Source organism: Kitasatospora sp. NPDC053057 (assembly GCF_044546945.1).
In the GTDB taxonomy this organism is placed as follows: domain Bacteria; phylum Actinomycetota; class Actinomycetes; order Streptomycetales; family Streptomycetaceae; genus Kitasatospora.
Window position 1 is genome coordinate 44,882 of sequence record NZ_JBITZP010000016.1, and the last position, 14,722, is coordinate 59,603.

Annotated in this window: 15 protein-coding genes; 6 read left to right on the forward strand and 9 right to left on the reverse strand. The window is 72.1% G+C overall.

Annotation, left to right across the window (positions count from 1 at the left end):
* Positions 1-113: 113 nt before the first annotated feature.
* Entirely contained in the window at positions 114-3,359 is a 3,246-nt protein-coding gene (locus ACIG5E_RS18580) for a bifunctional cytochrome P450/NADPH--P450 reductase (RefSeq protein ID WP_396534672.1), read from the reverse strand.
* Positions 3,360-3,548: 189 nt separating this feature from the next.
* Here ACIG5E_RS18580 and ACIG5E_RS18585 point away from each other — a divergent pair, with 189 nt between their 5' ends.
* From ACIG5E_RS18585 to ACIG5E_RS18595, 3 genes are all read left to right on the forward strand, one after another.
* Positions 3,549-4,229: a PAS domain-containing protein gene (locus ACIG5E_RS18585; protein ID WP_396534502.1), complete on the forward strand. Its 681-nt coding sequence runs from the start codon at positions 3,549-3,551 to the stop codon at positions 4,227-4,229.
* Positions 4,230-4,297: 68 nt separating this feature from the next.
* Positions 4,298-4,513: a hypothetical protein gene (locus ACIG5E_RS18590; RefSeq protein WP_396534503.1), complete on the forward strand. Its 216-nt coding sequence runs from the start codon at positions 4,298-4,300 to the stop codon at positions 4,511-4,513.
* A gap of 158 nt (positions 4,514-4,671) precedes the next feature.
* Positions 4,672-5,175, forward strand: coding sequence for an LURP-one-related/scramblase family protein (locus ACIG5E_RS18595; protein WP_396534504.1), 504 nt, complete (start codon positions 4,672-4,674; stop codon positions 5,173-5,175).
* Positions 5,176-5,181: 6 nt separating this feature from the next.
* Here the strand turns inward: ACIG5E_RS18595 and ACIG5E_RS18600 are convergent, their stop codons facing one another.
* Positions 5,182-6,840, reverse strand: a complete 1,659-nt coding sequence (locus ACIG5E_RS18600) for a histidine decarboxylase (protein WP_396534505.1) — start codon at positions 6,838-6,840, stop codon at positions 5,182-5,184.
* 187 nt (positions 6,841-7,027) lie between these two features.
* On the opposite strand from ACIG5E_RS18600, the gene ACIG5E_RS18605 reads away from it, so the two are divergent.
* Positions 7,028-7,519, forward strand: coding sequence for an Lrp/AsnC family transcriptional regulator (locus ACIG5E_RS18605; RefSeq protein ID WP_360501750.1), 492 nt, complete (start codon positions 7,028-7,030; stop codon positions 7,517-7,519).
* Positions 7,520-7,562: 43 nt separating this feature from the next.
* Here the strand turns inward: ACIG5E_RS18605 and ACIG5E_RS18610 are convergent, their stop codons facing one another.
* The 7 genes from ACIG5E_RS18610 to ACIG5E_RS18640 form a co-directional block, all read right to left on the reverse strand.
* The gene (locus tag ACIG5E_RS18610) at positions 7,563-7,994 is read right to left on the reverse strand and encodes a hypothetical protein (RefSeq protein WP_396534506.1); all 432 of its coding nucleotides are present in this window, start codon (positions 7,992-7,994) and stop codon (positions 7,563-7,565) included.
* Positions 7,995-8,050: 56 nt separating this feature from the next.
* On the reverse strand, positions 8,051-8,881 hold the full coding sequence (locus ACIG5E_RS18615) for a heavy metal-binding domain-containing protein (protein WP_396534507.1): 831 nt from the start codon (positions 8,879-8,881) through the stop codon (positions 8,051-8,053).
* Positions 8,882-8,950: 69 nt separating this feature from the next.
* Positions 8,951-9,892 carry a heavy metal-binding domain-containing protein gene (locus ACIG5E_RS18620; RefSeq protein ID WP_396534508.1) on the reverse strand — a complete coding sequence of 314 codons (942 nt, stop codon included), beginning with the start codon at positions 9,890-9,892 and terminating at the stop codon, positions 8,951-8,953.
* Between the two features lie 148 nt (positions 9,893-10,040).
* Positions 10,041-10,166: a hypothetical protein gene (locus tag ACIG5E_RS18625; RefSeq protein WP_396534509.1), complete on the reverse strand. Its 126-nt coding sequence runs from the start codon at positions 10,164-10,166 to the stop codon at positions 10,041-10,043.
* The gene (locus tag ACIG5E_RS18630; protein WP_396534510.1) at positions 10,163-11,218 is read right to left on the reverse strand and encodes a family 2 encapsulin nanocompartment cargo protein terpene cyclase; all 1,056 of its coding nucleotides are present in this window, start codon (positions 11,216-11,218) and stop codon (positions 10,163-10,165) included. Before ACIG5E_RS18630 ends, ACIG5E_RS18625 begins: the two co-directional genes overlap by 4 nt.
* 23 nt (positions 11,219-11,241) lie before the next feature.
* Complete coding sequence (locus ACIG5E_RS18635; RefSeq protein ID WP_396534511.1) at positions 11,242-12,654, reverse strand: family 2B encapsulin nanocompartment shell protein; 1,413 nt, start codon at positions 12,652-12,654, stop codon at positions 11,242-11,244.
* 308 nt (positions 12,655-12,962) lie between these two features.
* Positions 12,963-13,619: a TetR/AcrR family transcriptional regulator gene (locus ACIG5E_RS18640; RefSeq protein ID WP_396534512.1), complete on the reverse strand. Its 657-nt coding sequence runs from the start codon at positions 13,617-13,619 to the stop codon at positions 12,963-12,965.
* Positions 13,620-13,716: 97 nt separating this feature from the next.
* Here ACIG5E_RS18640 and ACIG5E_RS18645 point away from each other — a divergent pair, with 97 nt between their 5' ends.
* Together ACIG5E_RS18645 and ACIG5E_RS18650 are read left to right on the forward strand one after the other, a co-directional pair.
* Complete coding sequence (locus ACIG5E_RS18645; RefSeq protein WP_396534513.1) at positions 13,717-14,352, forward strand: NAD(P)-dependent oxidoreductase; 636 nt, start codon at positions 13,717-13,719, stop codon at positions 14,350-14,352.
* Positions 14,353-14,552: 200 nt separating this feature from the next.
* Entirely contained in the window at positions 14,553-14,720 is a 168-nt protein-coding gene (locus ACIG5E_RS18650; protein ID WP_396534514.1) for an SflA family class IV lanthipeptide, read from the forward strand.
* Positions 14,721-14,722 lie beyond the last annotated feature (2 nt).

Genomic DNA, 14,722 nt, shown 5'->3' on the forward strand with positions numbered 1-14,722 from the left:
TCAGGAAGCCGGCCCTCGCCAAGTACGACGTCAGCGTCCACTGACGCACCGGCCGCCCGCCCGCCGCTCCGGTCGAGCAGCGGGCGGGCGGCCGTTCCCCAGCGGACGGGCCCTCAGCCCGCGTACACGTCCTCGACGTAGCGGCCGGCCTCGATCAGGCCCTGCAGCCAGTCCTGGGCCCGCTGCTCGTCGGCCCCCGGCGTGCGCTCCCGGTAGAGCGCCCGGAAGGCCTCCCGCACGCCGGGCGCCATCCGGGCACCGTCGCCGCACACGTACACCTCGGCGCCGGCCTCCAGCAGCGCCCAGACCTCCGAGGCCTCGGCGGCGATGCGGTCCTGGACGAAGCGCCGGCCCTCCTGGGGCCGCTCGCTGAAGGCGGGCCGCATCGAGACCGCACCGGCCCGCTCGGCCTCCTCCAGCTCGGCCCGGTGCAGGTAGTCAGCCTCCGGGGCGTCGCAGCCGAAGTAGAGCAGCGCCGGGGCGAGCTCCGCACCCTCCGCACCCTCCGCGCCCTCGGCGCCCTCGCCGAGCGAGCCGAGCGAGGCGAGCAGCGCCCGGCGGTCGGCGACGGCGCCGCGGAACGGCGCCAGGCCGGTGCCGGCCGCGATCATGATCACCGGGGTCCGGTGGCCGATCCGGAACGCCTCCCGGCAGGGCTGGACCCGGGCCAGCACGGTGTCGCCGACGCCCACCCGGTCGAGATAGCCGGAGCCGGTGCCCCGGAAGGTGCCCCGGCCCGAGCGCGCCGGGGCGCTGAGCACCGAGACCATCAGGTCGACCTCCCGTACGCCCCCGGCCGGAACCGCGGCGCCGGCCGGCGAGGAGGAGATCGAGTAGTGCCGGGGCCGGATCGGCGGCAGCAGCTCCAGCAGCACCGGCCAGCTCAGCGCCTCGCGCAGGGCCGGGTGGTCCTCGACCAGGTCGAGCAGGGTGCGCGGGTCGTCCGCGGGCAGCGCCCGCAGCGCGGCCCGCTCGGGCGGGCAGGGGTTGAGCGCGGCCAGCGCGGCGCGCTGCTCCGCGGTGGGGCGGTCCTGCAACTCGACGTGGTGGGTGAGCAGTTCCCGTACGGTCAGCGGGCGGTCGACTGCGAGGCCGGTGCGGCGGTGGGCGACGATGCCGAGCACCGTGTCGAGGTCGGCGCCGAGCAGCTTGGCGGCGCGCTCGACCAGGGCCGGGTCGTTGGCCGGGAGCACCGTCAGGTGGTCGGCGGTCCGGTAGTCGGCGCCCGCCGGCAGGGCCAGGCGGACGAGGCGCTTCACCCGGTGGTAGTCGGGGTCGGTCAGGCTGGCGACAGCGGTGACGGTCAGCTCGCTCATGCCGTGCCGGGCGGCGAGCGCGTGCAGCGGGCCGCCGGTCAGCTCGGTCACGGTGTACGCGGCCTCCTCCCGCGGGGTGGCCGCGGCCTCGGCGTCGCCGTAGCGCGTCAGCAGGAGGTCGGCCAGCGCCTCGGTGAACTCCCGTACCGTACCGGCCAGATCGCCGGAGGCGTCGGCCTCGGCGCGGGCGAGCAGCCGGGTGCCGCCGAGGGCGGCGAGCCGGTCGTCGACCAGGGTGGGGATGCGCTGGTAGGTGGCGGCGTAGGTGCGGTCGCCGATGCCGAGCACCGCGTACTCGACCCCGTCGGCCGCGCCGTCCGGGGCTTCGGCCAGGCGGCGGACGAACTCCGCCGCGTCGTCGGTCGGTTGGCCGTTGTACGAGGCGGCGGTGATCACCACCGGACGGTCGGTGGGCAGGCCTTCGGCGTACGCGTCCAGCGGGGCGGTCTCGGTGTCGCAGCCGAGTTCGGTGGCGGTGTCGGCGAGTTGGCGGCTGAACTCGCGGCAGGCGCCGTAGTTGGAGCCGTGCAGGAGCAGCAGGCCGGTGCCCTGGCGGACCCGGCCGGGGCGCTCGGAGCGCTCGGCGGCGCCCGCGGCCTGAACCGGCCGGACCGGCCGAACCGGCTGGACGTGCCGGACCGGCGGCGCGGGGGTGCGCGGGGCGAGGGCGAGGGTGAACCCGTCGGGCTTGATGGTGAGCGTCTGCTTGAGGGTCAGCCGGTAGTCGGCGTGGTCGATCAGCCGGTAGCGGTGGACCAGCATGCCCAGCAGCATGGTCGCCTCGTGCAGCGCGAACTGCCGTCCGATGCAGGCGCGTTCGCCGGTGCCGAAGGGCTTGAAGGCGTGCGGCGAGCGGGCCGCCTCGCGCTCGGGGTCGAACCGGGAGGAGTCGAACAGCTCCGGGTTGTCGCCCCAGGCCGGGTCGCGGTGCAGCATCGGGGTCAGCACGAAGATCGGCATCCCCGGACGGACCGGGATCCGCCCGCCGAGCAGGGTCTCCGCGCGCGCCTCCCGGCTGAACTGGGGCGCCGTCGGCCACAGTCGCAGCGCCTCGTTGAGCACCTGGCGGGTGTGGCGCAGCCGGCCGACGTCCTCGTACGAGGGCTCCGGGTCGGCCTGGTCGCCCCAGAGCGCGTCCACCTCCTCCTGGACCCGGCGGAGTTCGGAGGGGTTCTTGGCCAGGTAGTGCAGCGCGAAGGACAGCGCGCCCGAGGTGGTCTCGTGACCGGCGATCAGGAAGGTGATCACCTGGTTGCGGATGTTCTCGATGTCCAGCCGGGTGCCGTCGACGGGGTGCACCGCGCCGAGCATCAGGCCGAGCAGGTCCTCGGCCGGGCCGGCCTCGGCTCCGCTCTCCGCCCGGGCGGCGATCACCTCGTCCACCACGCCGGCCAGGTAGGCCGAGTCCCGGCGGAAGGCGGCGTCGCGCTCGCCGTGGTCGAGCTCCGGGTTGCGGGTCAGCCTGGTCATCGCCCAGTCCAGGCAGCGCACCATCGCCTCGACGAACGGGTGCGGCTCGTCCCGCTCGAAGGAGCCGAAGTCGAAGCCGAACCCGGCCAGTCCGATGGTGTCCAGGGTCATCCGGGTCATGTCGCCGGGCACGTCCACCGTCAGCCCGGCCGCCGAGCGGCGGTCCCAGGCCTCGATCACCCGGCGGGCCACCTTCAGCATCACCGGGTGGTAGGTGCGCATCGAGCCGAGCGCGAAGGCGGGCATCAGGATGTCGTGCGCCCTGGCCCAGTTCGGCTCGTCGTTGTAGGCGGTGAACAGGCCGTCCCCGGTGAACTCGCGGACGTTCTCCAGCGCCGGGCCGATCGACTTGGTGAAGCGCTCCTCGTCGGCCAGGTCCTCGACCAGCTCCAGGCTGCTGACCAGCAGGATCTCCCGGCCGTGCAGGCGCTGGACGAAGGCGGGGCCGTGCTCTCTGGCCAGTTCCATGGTCCGCAGCACGGGGACGCTGACCGGCGGCAGCGCGGAGATGTCCACCAGGGGGACGGTCGGGCCCTCGGTGGTGGTCCCGGTGGTGGTCCCGGCCCTGGTCATGGCTTCGGTCGTGGTGTCGGTCATCGGTGGGTCCCTCCCACGGCGGAAAACTTCTCGGTTCCTCCACTCTGGGCCCCCGGGACCGCCGCCCGACAGTGATCACTACATGATTGTGTAGTGCTCGCACCGTCCGCAGACTTGCCTACGCCCCATCAGTTCCGGCCCGGTGCGACAGGAGGAGAACTACGCATGCGACCGATCGAGGACCGTCGCCCCGCACCGGTGACCAGGCAGGACCCGGCGGTGATCTGGCGCAACCGCGCCCTGCGGCTCATGGACCACGTGCCGCTGCCCATCGCCGTGTGCGAGTACGGCGGCCGGATCCTGATCGTCAACCGCGCGATGGCCGCCGAATTCGGCCTGCTGCCGGGGCAGTTGCGCCATCAGCGGATCCTGGAGTTCTTCACCCTCCAGGACCGCGCCAGCCTGCAGGCGCTCACCGAGGCCGTCCGCCTCCACCGCCGCTCGCAGTACCCGGCCCGGGTCTCCTGGACGCCCGCCGACGGCCGCGAGCGGCAGGGCGAGATGACCGTCGAGCTGATCAGCGACTCCCCGGAGGAGACCCCGAACCTGCTGATCTCGCTGCGCACCCTCGCCGAGCCCGCCGCCCCGCCCGTCCGCCCGTCACCGGGCCCTGGCGCCGAGGTCAGCCCGATCGAGGCCCGCATCCTCGCCGCGGCCGCCCGGGGCGCCACCACCGCCCGGATCGCCAAGGAGGTCGGCCTCACCGCGGACGGCGTCAACTACCACCTCACCCGGCTCTCCCGCCGCTGGCACCTGCCCAACCGCACCGCCCTGGTCGCCCGCGCCTACGCCCTCGGCGTCCTCGCCGCCGACACCTGGCCCCCGGAGGCGGCCCGCCCGCGCTGACGGACCGTGGCCTGCGAACGGACGTGTCCGGCTCGCCGCCGTCCCGGGCGCGTGCTGTCGTAAGGCACATGATCACTTCATCGCTGGCCCGCCTTGCCGTCCCGTTCGCCACCACCGCCGTCCTCGTCCTCGCCGGCTCCGCCCCGGCCTGGGCGCTCCCGAGCGACGTCACCGCCGAGCAGTGCCAGGAGAACGGCGGCACCGTCCAGGGCGGCGGGTACTGCGTGGGCGCCACCGGCGAGGACGAGTGGGGGGCGGACATCGACGGGCAGGGCATCGCCTAGGGCGAACGAGGACGGCCCGGTGTCACCGTCGGGTCGGTGGAATGTCGCGGACCGGTAAAAAGCACCACCCCCTGCCCCTCCCCCTCGCTGACCAGCCGCTACGCTCTGGGCCGCGCCGCGCCACGGGGGCCCGGCGGATCCATCACGGGGGAACCACTGTGCGTTACCTGGTCCGCGACCGCATGTTCGCCTTCCACGAGGAGGCCTGGATCGAGACCGAGCAGCGGGAGAAGCTCTACCGCGTGAACCGGAAGTTCTTCCGGCTGCGCCGCACCTTCGCCCTGGTCGACACCCGCGGCGAGCACGTCGCGAGCATCGTCCGCAAGGCCTTCACGTTCCACCACACCCTGCTGATCAAGCAGGAGGGCCAGCCGACCGCGAAGGTCAGCAAGAAGCTGTTCAAGCTCTTCGGCGACCGCTTCAAGGTCCGCCTCGGCGACGGCCGCAAGCTGAAGATCAACGGCAACCTCTGGGACCGCGAGTTCGACATACGCCACGAGGGCACCACCCTGGCGCACGTCTCCCGCCGCTGGTTCACCATCCGCGACGCCTACGCCGTCGACGTGATGAGCCAGCAGGACGCCCTGCTCCTGATCATCCTCGCGGTCTGCGTCGACCACGTGCTCCAGGACGCCAAGGGCGACCAGCTGACCAACCTCTGACGAGGCCTACGCCCCCAGGATCGCCGGGTCCTCGGCCAGTTCGGCCAGCAGGGCGTCCAGCTTGGCCCGGTCGACCGAGGGCATCACGAAGACGTGCACGTAGCTGCGCCGGGTGGCCTCGTCGCCCGGGACCATCAGCACGTCCTGGGAGGACAGCGACCACTTGGCCACCAGCTCCGGGCTCGGCTTGCGGAACCGTACGGTGACGGCGCCCGGGGTGCGGGCCGGCCAGAGCTCGACGCCGAGTTCCTGCTCCATGGCGGTCAGCCGCCGTTCCAGGTAGGCGGCGAGCTCCTGGGCCTCGCGGATCCGGTCCACCTGGTCCCGGTAGGAGTACCGGGACAGGTGGTCCCAGAGGATCAGCGGGGAGAAGCCGTTGCGGGAGCCGGCGAAGGTGGTGTCCGGGGCGCCGATGTAGTCCGGCTGGGACGGCGGCGAGATCTGGTACTTCACCTTGGTCATGTAGATGCCGCACGGCCACGGCGCGCCGGCCCACTTGTGGCCGCTCATCGCGATCGAGGAGACCATGTCGACCTCGCCGTGCCCGGCGGTGGGCAGCCGCAGGCCGAAGTCGAACTCGGGCAGCTCCGCCTCCGGCGTCCAGCCGTACGCCGCCGGGTCCTGGGCGGCCAGCCGCAGGAACGGCGCGTAGCCGGCGCCGAGCGCGCCGTCCACGTGGATCCAGAAACCGCGGCGCACGTCCACCAGCGGCCGGCCGGTCTGCGGGCAGCTGCCGTAGACCACCTCGCGCTGCACCAGCCCGTACCGCTCGAAGATCGGCAGCAGGCGCTCGCAGACCGCGCGGACGTCGTCGTGGGCGCCCTTGAAGGTGCTGCCGAGGTTGAGGTTGACGAAGACCGGGTGGCCCTTGGCGGCGAAGAACTCGACGAGCACGGCGAGGGCGTCGACGTCTATCTCGCCGGGGCCGTCCCAGGACAGCCCGGACGGGCCCGGGCGGGACGGCACCTCGGTGGGCCAGGTGCGCAGGCCGGTCACCGGGTCGACCAGCGGGCACTCGTCGGCGTACTTCTCCAGGCCGACGGCGTGGAAGGTCTCCACGCCGAGGACGGCGACGGCCTTGGCGAAGGAGTAGTGGGTGTCCTCGGAGTAGAAGGCCACCGGGTGGTGGGCGTTCGGGTTCCGCCGGTCGGGGTCGGCCTTGACGTAGCGCACCGCGTCGAAGGGGGCGGTCGGCGGCTGGATCAGCGCCTTGCCGCTCAGGTAGTCCCGGGCGTTCCAGAGGGCGTACATGTTGCCCTCGGTCGAGCCCATGGACAGCATGTAGCCCCAGTAGGACTCCGGGTCGGCCGGGTCGTGCGGGCGCTCGGCGTGCCAGAGCCTGGCGTAGTAGTCGAGCACGGCCCGCTCGACGACCTTGGTGTTGGGCTTGTAGCCGCCGCTCTGGAACGGGTCGCCGAGGTTGTTGATGTTGTTCGGCATGAACCGGGCGAGGTCCAGCGCGGTGCCCTGCATGTCCTGGGTGGCCTGGTAGCCGACCAGGTACTTGCGCTTGCGGGTCAGGTACTCGTCCACGGCGTCGAGCGCGCGCAGCCGCCGGTCGTCGTCCAGGCCGCCCTCGGGGAGGGTGAAGTCACCGCCGTCCAGCTCCGGACCGGGATCGACGGCGGTCGCGGTCTCGGTGAGGGTGAAGGCGGTCGGGCTCATGGGCGGGGCGCTCCGGGGGTGCGGTGGGGAGGCGACGGGCGTTCGTCAACGTCGACGAGGATCGTCGGTAAGGACCGTCGGTAAGGATGGAACTTTCGAGCACCGCAGGGAAGGCTCTCCGAAGAACATTCGGTCCGGCCCCGATCAGGTTTGCGAATCTGCTGAGCGGACTGGAATCCTGGCAGGCATGCCGAACAATCCGCAGGCCCGCCGGGCGCCGGTGGACGACGTGGACCGGGCGATCATCCGCGCCCTGGCCGACAACGCCCGCCTCCCGAACAACGCCCTCGCGGCCGCCGTCGGCATCGCCCCCTCCACCTGCCTGGCCCGCGTCCGGGCACTCCAGGAGCGCGGCATCATCCGCGGCTTCCGCGCCGAACTCGACCCCGCCGCGATCGGGCTGCCGCTCCAGGCGATGATCTCGGTACGGCTGCGCGCCCACACCCGCGAGCAGAACGAGAGCTTCCGCAGCACCGCCCCCGACCTGCCCGGCGTGCTGGCCGTCTTCCACATGGCCGGCTCGGACGACTACCTGCTGCACGTCGGCGTCGCCGGCCCCGAGGCGCTGCGCGACTTCGTCGTGGACCACCTCACCACCCACCCGGCGGTGGCCCAGACCCGCACCAACCTGATCTTCGAACAGATACCGGGCCGCCGCTACCTCGCCCCGGGGCGCTGACGGCCGGGCCCCTTTGAGTAACCTCAGCCGACCTCAGCCGACCTCAGCCGCCGAGCAGCAGCCGCTCCAGCGCCGCCCGGGCGCGGGCGTCGGAGCGGGCCCGGGCCGTGACGGCCGCGGCCAGCTCCCGCGTCCACTCGTCGAGCGGCACCGGCCGTCGCGACAGGACCACGCCGCGCACCACCCGGCACACCTCGCCCTCCGCGCGCCCCTGGGTCACGGTCAGGCTCAGTCGCTGGTCCTCCATCGAGACGTCCAGCCGCTCGATCCGGCCGGGCCGGCCGGCCATCCGGTCGGCCATGCTGCGCTTGCGCTCGACCACCACCGCGTCCGCGGGCAGCGCGTCCGCGAGCGCACCGGTCAGGACCTGGGTGTACACCTCCAGGTCGGCGGCGTCCCGGCGGAGGGCGGCCGCCAGCAGGTCTATCGAGCCCGGGTCCTGCGCGGCCGGTTCGAGCTCGCCGTGGTCGGTCATGTCTCTCCTTGGTGCGGTCGGTCGACGGTCGCGCCCGTCCCGTCGGTGTGCGCAGCCTAGCCGTCCAGGCTCAGCACCATGGTGGGCCGTTCGATCTCGTGATCGGCGCGCAGCGGGCGGACCGCAGTGCCGATGGCGAAGAACTCGGTGGTGTGGCCGCCCCAGCGGTGGTTGTGCGCGTTGAGCTGTACGCCGACGATGCCCTCGGCCTGCAGTTCCTCGGCCTCGGCCTGCATCCGGGCCATCGCCAGCTCGCGGGCGTCGTAGAGGGCCTGGGTGTACTGCTCGATCTCCACGTTCTTGCCGATGTTGGAGAAGACCGAGCCCATCTTCTGGTGCGCGATGTGGTAGACGCAGGTGCCCATGGTCATGCCGAGCGGCGCGTAGCCGGCCCGGATGAGGGTCCAGAAGTCCTGGCCGGAGAGGTCGGAGGTGAACGGCTGACCCTTGTTGTTGCGCCAACTGGTGCCGCCGGGCGCGGGCTGGTCGGCCTTGACGGCGGTGCCGATGGCGATGAACTCGGCGATGTCCGAACCGAATTCCCGCGCCTCCACGCTCAGCCGGACGCCGACGATGCCGTCCGCGCCCAGGGTCGCGGCCTCGGCCTCCATCCGGGTCATGGCGAGTTCGCGCGCGTGGTACATGGCCTGGCTGAGCGTCTCCAGCTCCTGGTTCTTGCCCCAGCGGCCGAGCTGTATGCCGACGTGGTAGATCGAGCTGCCCAGGACCAGGCCGATCGGTTGGAACCCGGCCTCGCGGACCAGCAGGAACTCGTTGACCGACAGGTCACTGGTGAAGATCGAGCCGGGCTTGCCGGGCTGCAGCTCGGCGAGGCGCCGCATCGCGTCGGCCGGCACTCCCTGTGCGGCGGGATCGAAGGTGCTCATCTGGTCAATCTCCCCTGACTGTGCTGATGACGTCCGGTCTGGTCACGGCGCGCTGCTACCGGCGCGCCGCTATCGGCGGGCCGCCTGCGCGAGGCGGCGGCGCAGCCGGTCACCGCCGCCGCCGTTCAGCGGCATGACCGTGAGGGTGCGCGGCTCTGCGGGCGCGGTGGCGAAGCGGGCGACGGCGGTGCCGATCAGGGTGCTCTCGGCGATGTGGTCGGTCTGCTTGTCGTTGGCGGTGCAGGGCTCCTCCCAGACCCGCAGGTCGCTGTCGGCGAGGATCACGCCGTCGCCGCCGTGTTCCGCTCCCTGCCGGTACAGCTGGGTCCGGGCGTCGGCCCGGACCTGCTTGACCAGGGCCGTCCAGCCCTCCATCTCCTGGTTGGACCAGGAGAACTGCTGCCGGGCGGTCCGGTAGTCGTCGTGGCGCACCCCGATCGACATCCCGACCAGCAGGTCCACCGGCACCCAGCCGGCCGTGACCAGCTTGGCGAAGCCCTGGCCGTCCAGGTGCGAGGTGAACGGGCGGCGCGGCCGTACCTGACCCGAGGCGCGTACCGCGGTGCCGATCACCTTGAACTCCAGACAGTGCGGCGCGGCCGGGAACGCCGCCATCGTCAGCTGCGCCGCCACCACACCATCACCACCGAGAGCGGTGCACTCGGCGGTCATCCGGCCCAGGGCGGCACGCCGTGCGTCGTCCAGCACCTGCACCAGGGCGGCGGAGGGCGCGCCGTTGCCCGACAGGGCGACGTCGGCAACCCGGTTCCCGCCGGCCGACCAGCCCCATCCCTGGTAGCCACAGGCGTGGTAGCCCCAGTACCGGCCGCTGCGGCCGACGCGGTACACCGCCGACCCCATCACCTGGCCGACCGGCTCGAAGCCGACCGACCTGATCGCGGCGAACTCGCCCGTCGACAGCGCCGACGACCAGGTGCCGCCGGCCCGCCCTTCGGCGACCCGCGCCGCCGCGATGGGCGGCAGCCCTGCACTGCTCCAGGACTCCGTCATGGCGTCCACCCCCGTTTCCGTCCGGCCGGTCCGGCGCTGAGGTCCGACCAGGCACCCTATGCGCAGTTACGGACGCGGCGACAGGAGGGTCGGGTTCCGCCGCCTGACGCGACGGCCGGCCCGGCCCCGGACCGACGGCCGAGCCGGATCACGCCTTGTCGGCCGCGATCATCAGGTAGTGGAAGCCGCCCTCCTCGTACGCGGTCAGGAAGGCGAGGATCCGGTCCGCCGGGCCGCGGTGGCGTCGGTCACGGTGGTCATGATGGTTCCTCAACTCTGGTTGTAGCGGGGGCTGCTGGCGTGCCACTCCTGGTTGCCGCCGAGCCAGGCCCACAGGCCGCCGAGGTAGCGGGTGAGCAGCGGGTCGCCGGTGAGGCTGAGCGCGGCCGCCGCCGCCTCGAAGGAGTGCACGAGTTCGTTGTGCATGTCGGCGGCCTGCTGGGTGGCCTGGTCGAGCGAGCAGCCGTCCTCCGCCGCGATCACGAGCGGCAGGTTGTACTCCAGGCCGTCCGCGCCGTGCTCCTTGTGCATCGAGTAGATGTCGTTGAGCAGCACGGACGCGAGCGCGGCCTGCAGGGTCGCGCGGCGCACGTCGGGCCGGCCGTAGACGGCGGCGGGGAGTTCGTAGCCGCCGACCGCGTCGATCAGGGTCATGCACGGCAGGAAGCTGTTCATCTGACGGTTCGCCAGGTACTCCCACGCCGGGGGCATGGTGCCGCCGATCCGCCAGCCGGCCTCGGCGTCCATCCCGAGGAACAGCGCGGCGATCTCCTGCCGGAGCCGGCCGAGCTGGGCGCCGCTCGCGTATGGTGCGAGCTCCTCCACCGAGCGGCGGAGCGCGTACCAGACGGGCTCGGTGCGCATCGCGCGCTGGTAGCGCTCGCGGCTGCGGGCGGGCAGCTGGGCGGGGTCGATCGCGGACTGGGCGAGCATCAGCCGGGGGCCGAGGCGTTCGGGGTGCTTGCTGGTGAGGGCGTCCTCGCAGAAGTAGTCGTCGACGGCGAACTCCGCCGCCATGCAGCGGGCCGCGGCGAGCAGTCGGTCCGGGTCGTCGGTGTCGGGGTGGGTGAGCATCAGCAGGCGTCCGAAGTCGACCGCCCGGAACTGCTCCAGCTTTCCTGCGTAGATGCCTACTTGTTCGGCCCAGCGGACCAGGCGGTCGTTCACCTCCGCGCCGAGCGCCCGGTCGTCACGGACGGCTGGCGGGCAGTAGAGCTCGGGGAGGTCGCGTCGGCCGGCGGATTTCGGCCGGAACAGCTCGCCGATCCGGGCTGCGGACGTGCCGAGTCCGGTCGGACCGGTCGGGAAGGGCTTGGCTGCTGCCATCGGGTCTCCTGGGGGAAGGACGGTCAGGAGCGCGGGGCGGCGATGTCGACGTTCTCCAGGACACCGACCGCGTCCTGGACGAGGATCGCCGTCGAGTAGTACGCGGTCACCAGGTACCGCATGACGGCCGTGTCGTCGATGCCCATGAACCGGACGTTCAGGCTGGGCTCGTACTCGTCGGGGATGCCGGCCTGGTGCAGGCCGATGACGCCCTGGTCGTCCTCCCCGGTGCGCATGGCCAGGATGGACGAGGTGTGCCCGTCGGCGATCGGGATCTTGCCGCAGGGGAAGATCGGCACGCCGCGCCAGGCGGGGATCCGGTGGCCGTCGACCTCGGTCGCGTCCGGGTAGATGCCGCGCTTGGTGCACTCACGGAAGAACGCCGCGATCGCCTTCGGGTGGGCGAGGAAGAGGTCGGTGCCGCGGCGCATGGAGAGCAGGTCGTCCATGTCGTCCGGAGTCGGCGGCCCGGAGTGGGTGTTGATCCGCTGGTCGTAGTCGGCGTTGGAGAGCAGGCCGAACTCGCGGTTGTTCAGCAGCTCCGACTCCTGCCGTTCGCGGATCTCCTCGACGGTCAGGCGGAGTTGCTGCTCCAGCTGGTTCATCGGGTCGTTGTAGAGGTCGGCGACCCGGGAGTGCACGCGCAGGACGGTCTGGGTGAGCGAGAGCTCGTACTCGCGCGGTGCGAGTTCGTAGTCCACGAAGGTGCCGGGGATCTCGTGCTCGCCCTCGTGGCCCGCGGCGACCTCGACCTCCACCTCGCCCTTGGAATTCACCTTCCGGGAGGAGTTGGCGAGAAAGCGGTCGATGTGGGTGCGCAGCCGGTCCGACCGTTCGACCAGGCTGACGAAGGCCGACCACGGCAGGGCCATGATGGTGCCGGCGGTGGTGGCCCGGACGGTGGCCGTCCAGAGCGGGTCGCTCTGCAGCAGTGCCTCGTCCCCGAGGTGGTCGCCGTCGGCCAGTACGCCGACAGTATTCCGGCCGCCGTATTTTCCGGTGGCCGTCCGCTCGACCCGGCCGTGCGCCAGAATATAGACCTCCCGGATCGGCCGGCCTTCTTCCACAATGATGTCGCCATGGCGGAAGTCGCGCGGGGTGAACCGTCCGGCCAGTTCGGCCAGCAGCTCGTCGTCGTCGAATCCGCGCAGCGGTGGAAGTTCGCGCAGCGTCTCGGGGATGATCCGAACGTCGTCCGCCCCTGCCTGCACGAAGCCGACCCGGCCGCGGCCGACGGCGAGCGAAAGCCGCCTGTTCACGCGATACGTGCCGCCGGACACCTGCACCCACGGCAGGCGGCGCAGCAGCCAGCGGGAGCTGATCCCGCGCATCTGGGGCGCGGACTTCGTGGTGGTCGCGAGCTGCCGGGCACCTGCGGTGCTCAGACTGAGTCGCTGGCGTTCTCGGGGGGATTCGGGTTCCGCCTCTATCGTCATTTCTGCGCTCCTGGAACAGGGCAGGGCAATAGCGTCCCGCCATGGGAGAAACGGAAGATGTGATGGGGGTGGCAGCCGTTCGCGATTCGGCCCGACTGGCGTGATCACGCTAGCGCATGTCGAACGGGGAGTGCACTCGAAAAGCAGAACTCTTTTCTGCTTCCGGGCCGGTTTTCCGGATTCAGAGGTGGCCAAAGGCTAATATTCGGCCATTTCCGAACGGACGCACGAACCGATCACGTCAAAATCGTGAATGTGACGCAGAAAACGCGACTGACGGGTTTGAGGAATCCACCGAAGGGTTCCGTTCAGGCCTCCACGGCCTGGATGCCGCCGAGCAGGGCCCGGACCGTCGCGCGGGCGAACTCCTCCAGGGCGGCGGGGCGCAGGGCCTCGGCCGGGCCCTCGCCGGCATAGAAGACCTCCAGGAAGGCGCGGTGGAAGCAGCCGCCGATCAGCAGCATCGCGGCGGCGTCCGGGTCGACGTCGGCGGCGACCCGGCCGAGCCGCTGTTCGGCGCGCAGGTAGTCGGCCAGGTGCGAACTGACGTGGTGCGGGCCGGCGTTGTCGAGCTTGCGGCGGTGGGCGGCGAGCAGCTCGGGGCTCGCGAGCAACCCGCCGGCCATCGGGAACGACTGCCGGTAGAACGGCACGGCGACCACGACCACCGCCTCCAAGTGCTCGCGCACCGTGCCCTGCCCGGCCCGGTCGGGGAGTTCGGCGACGGCGGCGGCCAGCCGCGGGGCGCGTTCGCACAGGACCCGGACGAAGATCTCCTCCTTGTCCCGGAAGTGCTTGTACAACGCCGCCTCCGAGCAGCCGGCCTCCCTGGCGATCTCCTTGGTGGTGGCCCGGACCAGCCCCACCGTCCCGATCAGCCGGGCGGCGGCGTCCAGCACTCGGGCCCTGGTCAGCGCCGCTCCGGTGAGCGGCCGGTCTTCCTCGCGTGCCCCGTGGTCGGTCATGGGCACCAGCCTACCTTGACAGGTGGGTGAGCACTCACTCACCCTGGAGGGGAAAAGGAAGTGAGCACTCACCCACCCTCACCCCTACGGAGGGGTCATGAAACTCGCCGTTCTGGGCGCCACCGGCGGCATCGGCCGCCACCTGGTCACCCTCGCCCTCGCTGACGGACACCAGGTCACGGCCGCCGTCCGCGACCCGGCCCGGCTGCCCGTCCACCACGACCGACTGACCGTGGTCCGGGCCGACGCCCTCGACCCCGCCTCGCTGAAGCCCGTGATCGAGGGCGCCGACGCCGTCCTGTCCGGCATCGGCCAGGCCGGCCGGACCGACCCGCTCAAACCCGCCTCGAACTCCGCCCGCGCGGCGGCCGCCGCCATGGCGGCCGCCGGGGTGCGCCGCATCCTGGTGGTCAGCGCCGCACCGCTCAACCGCTCCGGGGCCGGGCAGTCCTTCCTCGCCTCGAAGGCCTTCGGCCCGCTGCTCTGGGCGGTGCTCCGGGACGTGTACACCGACCTGGAGGCGATGGAACGGGTGCTGCGCGAGAGCGACCTGGACTGGACGGCCGTCCGCCCGCCGCGGCTGACCGACCGGCCGGGCCGGGGCCGCTACCGGCACGCCGTCGAATCCGGACCGGCCGGGTCCACCGTCCCGCGCGCCGACGTCGCCCGGGCCATGCTGGACCTGGTCACCGACCCGACGAGCTTCCGGCACGCGGTCGGCGTCAGCTCCTGAGCCGGGCGGCCGCCGCGACCACGGGCATGTTTACGCTTTCTCCACGGATGTGCTCAGGAAGTGGAGCTGGTGCGTCCTGACCCCTTGTCAGGCGGAACGTTCCTCCCTACCTTCGTCGTTCGGGATCCGGCCCACTGAGTCAGCTGCCGGGGCCGCGACCCGCACCATCACCGGAGCACGACGAGATCTGGAGGTTTCCCATGCCCGGAACCATGATCGAGGAGATCCGCGACGCGGGTCCGCTGCTGGTCGATGACGAGACCATCGCGTTCGAGGACGACGACCGCGCCGACCGCGAGGCCACGGCGTGTCTGGCCGACCCGTGGGTGACGGCGACCACCCGCTTCGCCTGCGACTCCAACTCCTGACG

What these genes read in the sequence shown, in the direction of transcription:
- ACIG5E_RS18580 (WP_396534672.1), bottom strand. Translation starts at nt 3,359, where the DNA reads ATGACCAGGGCCGGGACCACCACCGGGACCACCACCGAGGGCCCGACC.
- ACIG5E_RS18585 (WP_396534502.1), top strand. Translation starts at nt 3,549, where the DNA reads ATGCGACCGATCGAGGACCGTCGCCCCGCACCGGTGACCAGGCAGGAC.
- ACIG5E_RS18590 (WP_396534503.1), top strand. Translation starts at nt 4,298, where the DNA reads ATGATCACTTCATCGCTGGCCCGCCTTGCCGTCCCGTTCGCCACCACC.
- ACIG5E_RS18600 (WP_396534505.1), bottom strand. Translation starts at nt 6,840, where the DNA reads ATGAGCCCGACCGCCTTCACCCTCACCGAGACCGCGACCGCCGTCGAT.
- ACIG5E_RS18605 (WP_360501750.1), top strand. Translation starts at nt 7,028, where the DNA reads ATGCCGAACAATCCGCAGGCCCGCCGGGCGCCGGTGGACGACGTGGAC.
- ACIG5E_RS18610 (WP_396534506.1), bottom strand. Translation starts at nt 7,994, where the DNA reads ATGACCGACCACGGCGAGCTCGAACCGGCCGCGCAGGACCCGGGCTCG.
- ACIG5E_RS18615 (WP_396534507.1), bottom strand. Translation starts at nt 8,881, where the DNA reads ATGAGCACCTTCGATCCCGCCGCACAGGGAGTGCCGGCCGACGCGATG.
- ACIG5E_RS18620 (WP_396534508.1), bottom strand. Translation starts at nt 9,892, where the DNA reads ATGACGGAGTCCTGGAGCAGTGCAGGGCTGCCGCCCATCGCGGCGGCG.
- ACIG5E_RS18630 (WP_396534510.1), bottom strand. Translation starts at nt 11,218, where the DNA reads ATGGCAGCAGCCAAGCCCTTCCCGACCGGTCCGACCGGACTCGGCACG.
- ACIG5E_RS18635 (WP_396534511.1), bottom strand. Translation starts at nt 12,654, where the DNA reads ATGACGATAGAGGCGGAACCCGAATCCCCCCGAGAACGCCAGCGACTC.
- ACIG5E_RS18640 (WP_396534512.1), bottom strand. Translation starts at nt 13,619, where the DNA reads ATGACCGACCACGGGGCACGCGAGGAAGACCGGCCGCTCACCGGAGCG.
- ACIG5E_RS18645 (WP_396534513.1), top strand. Translation starts at nt 13,717, where the DNA reads ATGAAACTCGCCGTTCTGGGCGCCACCGGCGGCATCGGCCGCCACCTG.
- ACIG5E_RS18650 (WP_396534514.1), top strand. Translation starts at nt 14,553, where the DNA reads ATGCCCGGAACCATGATCGAGGAGATCCGCGACGCGGGTCCGCTGCTG.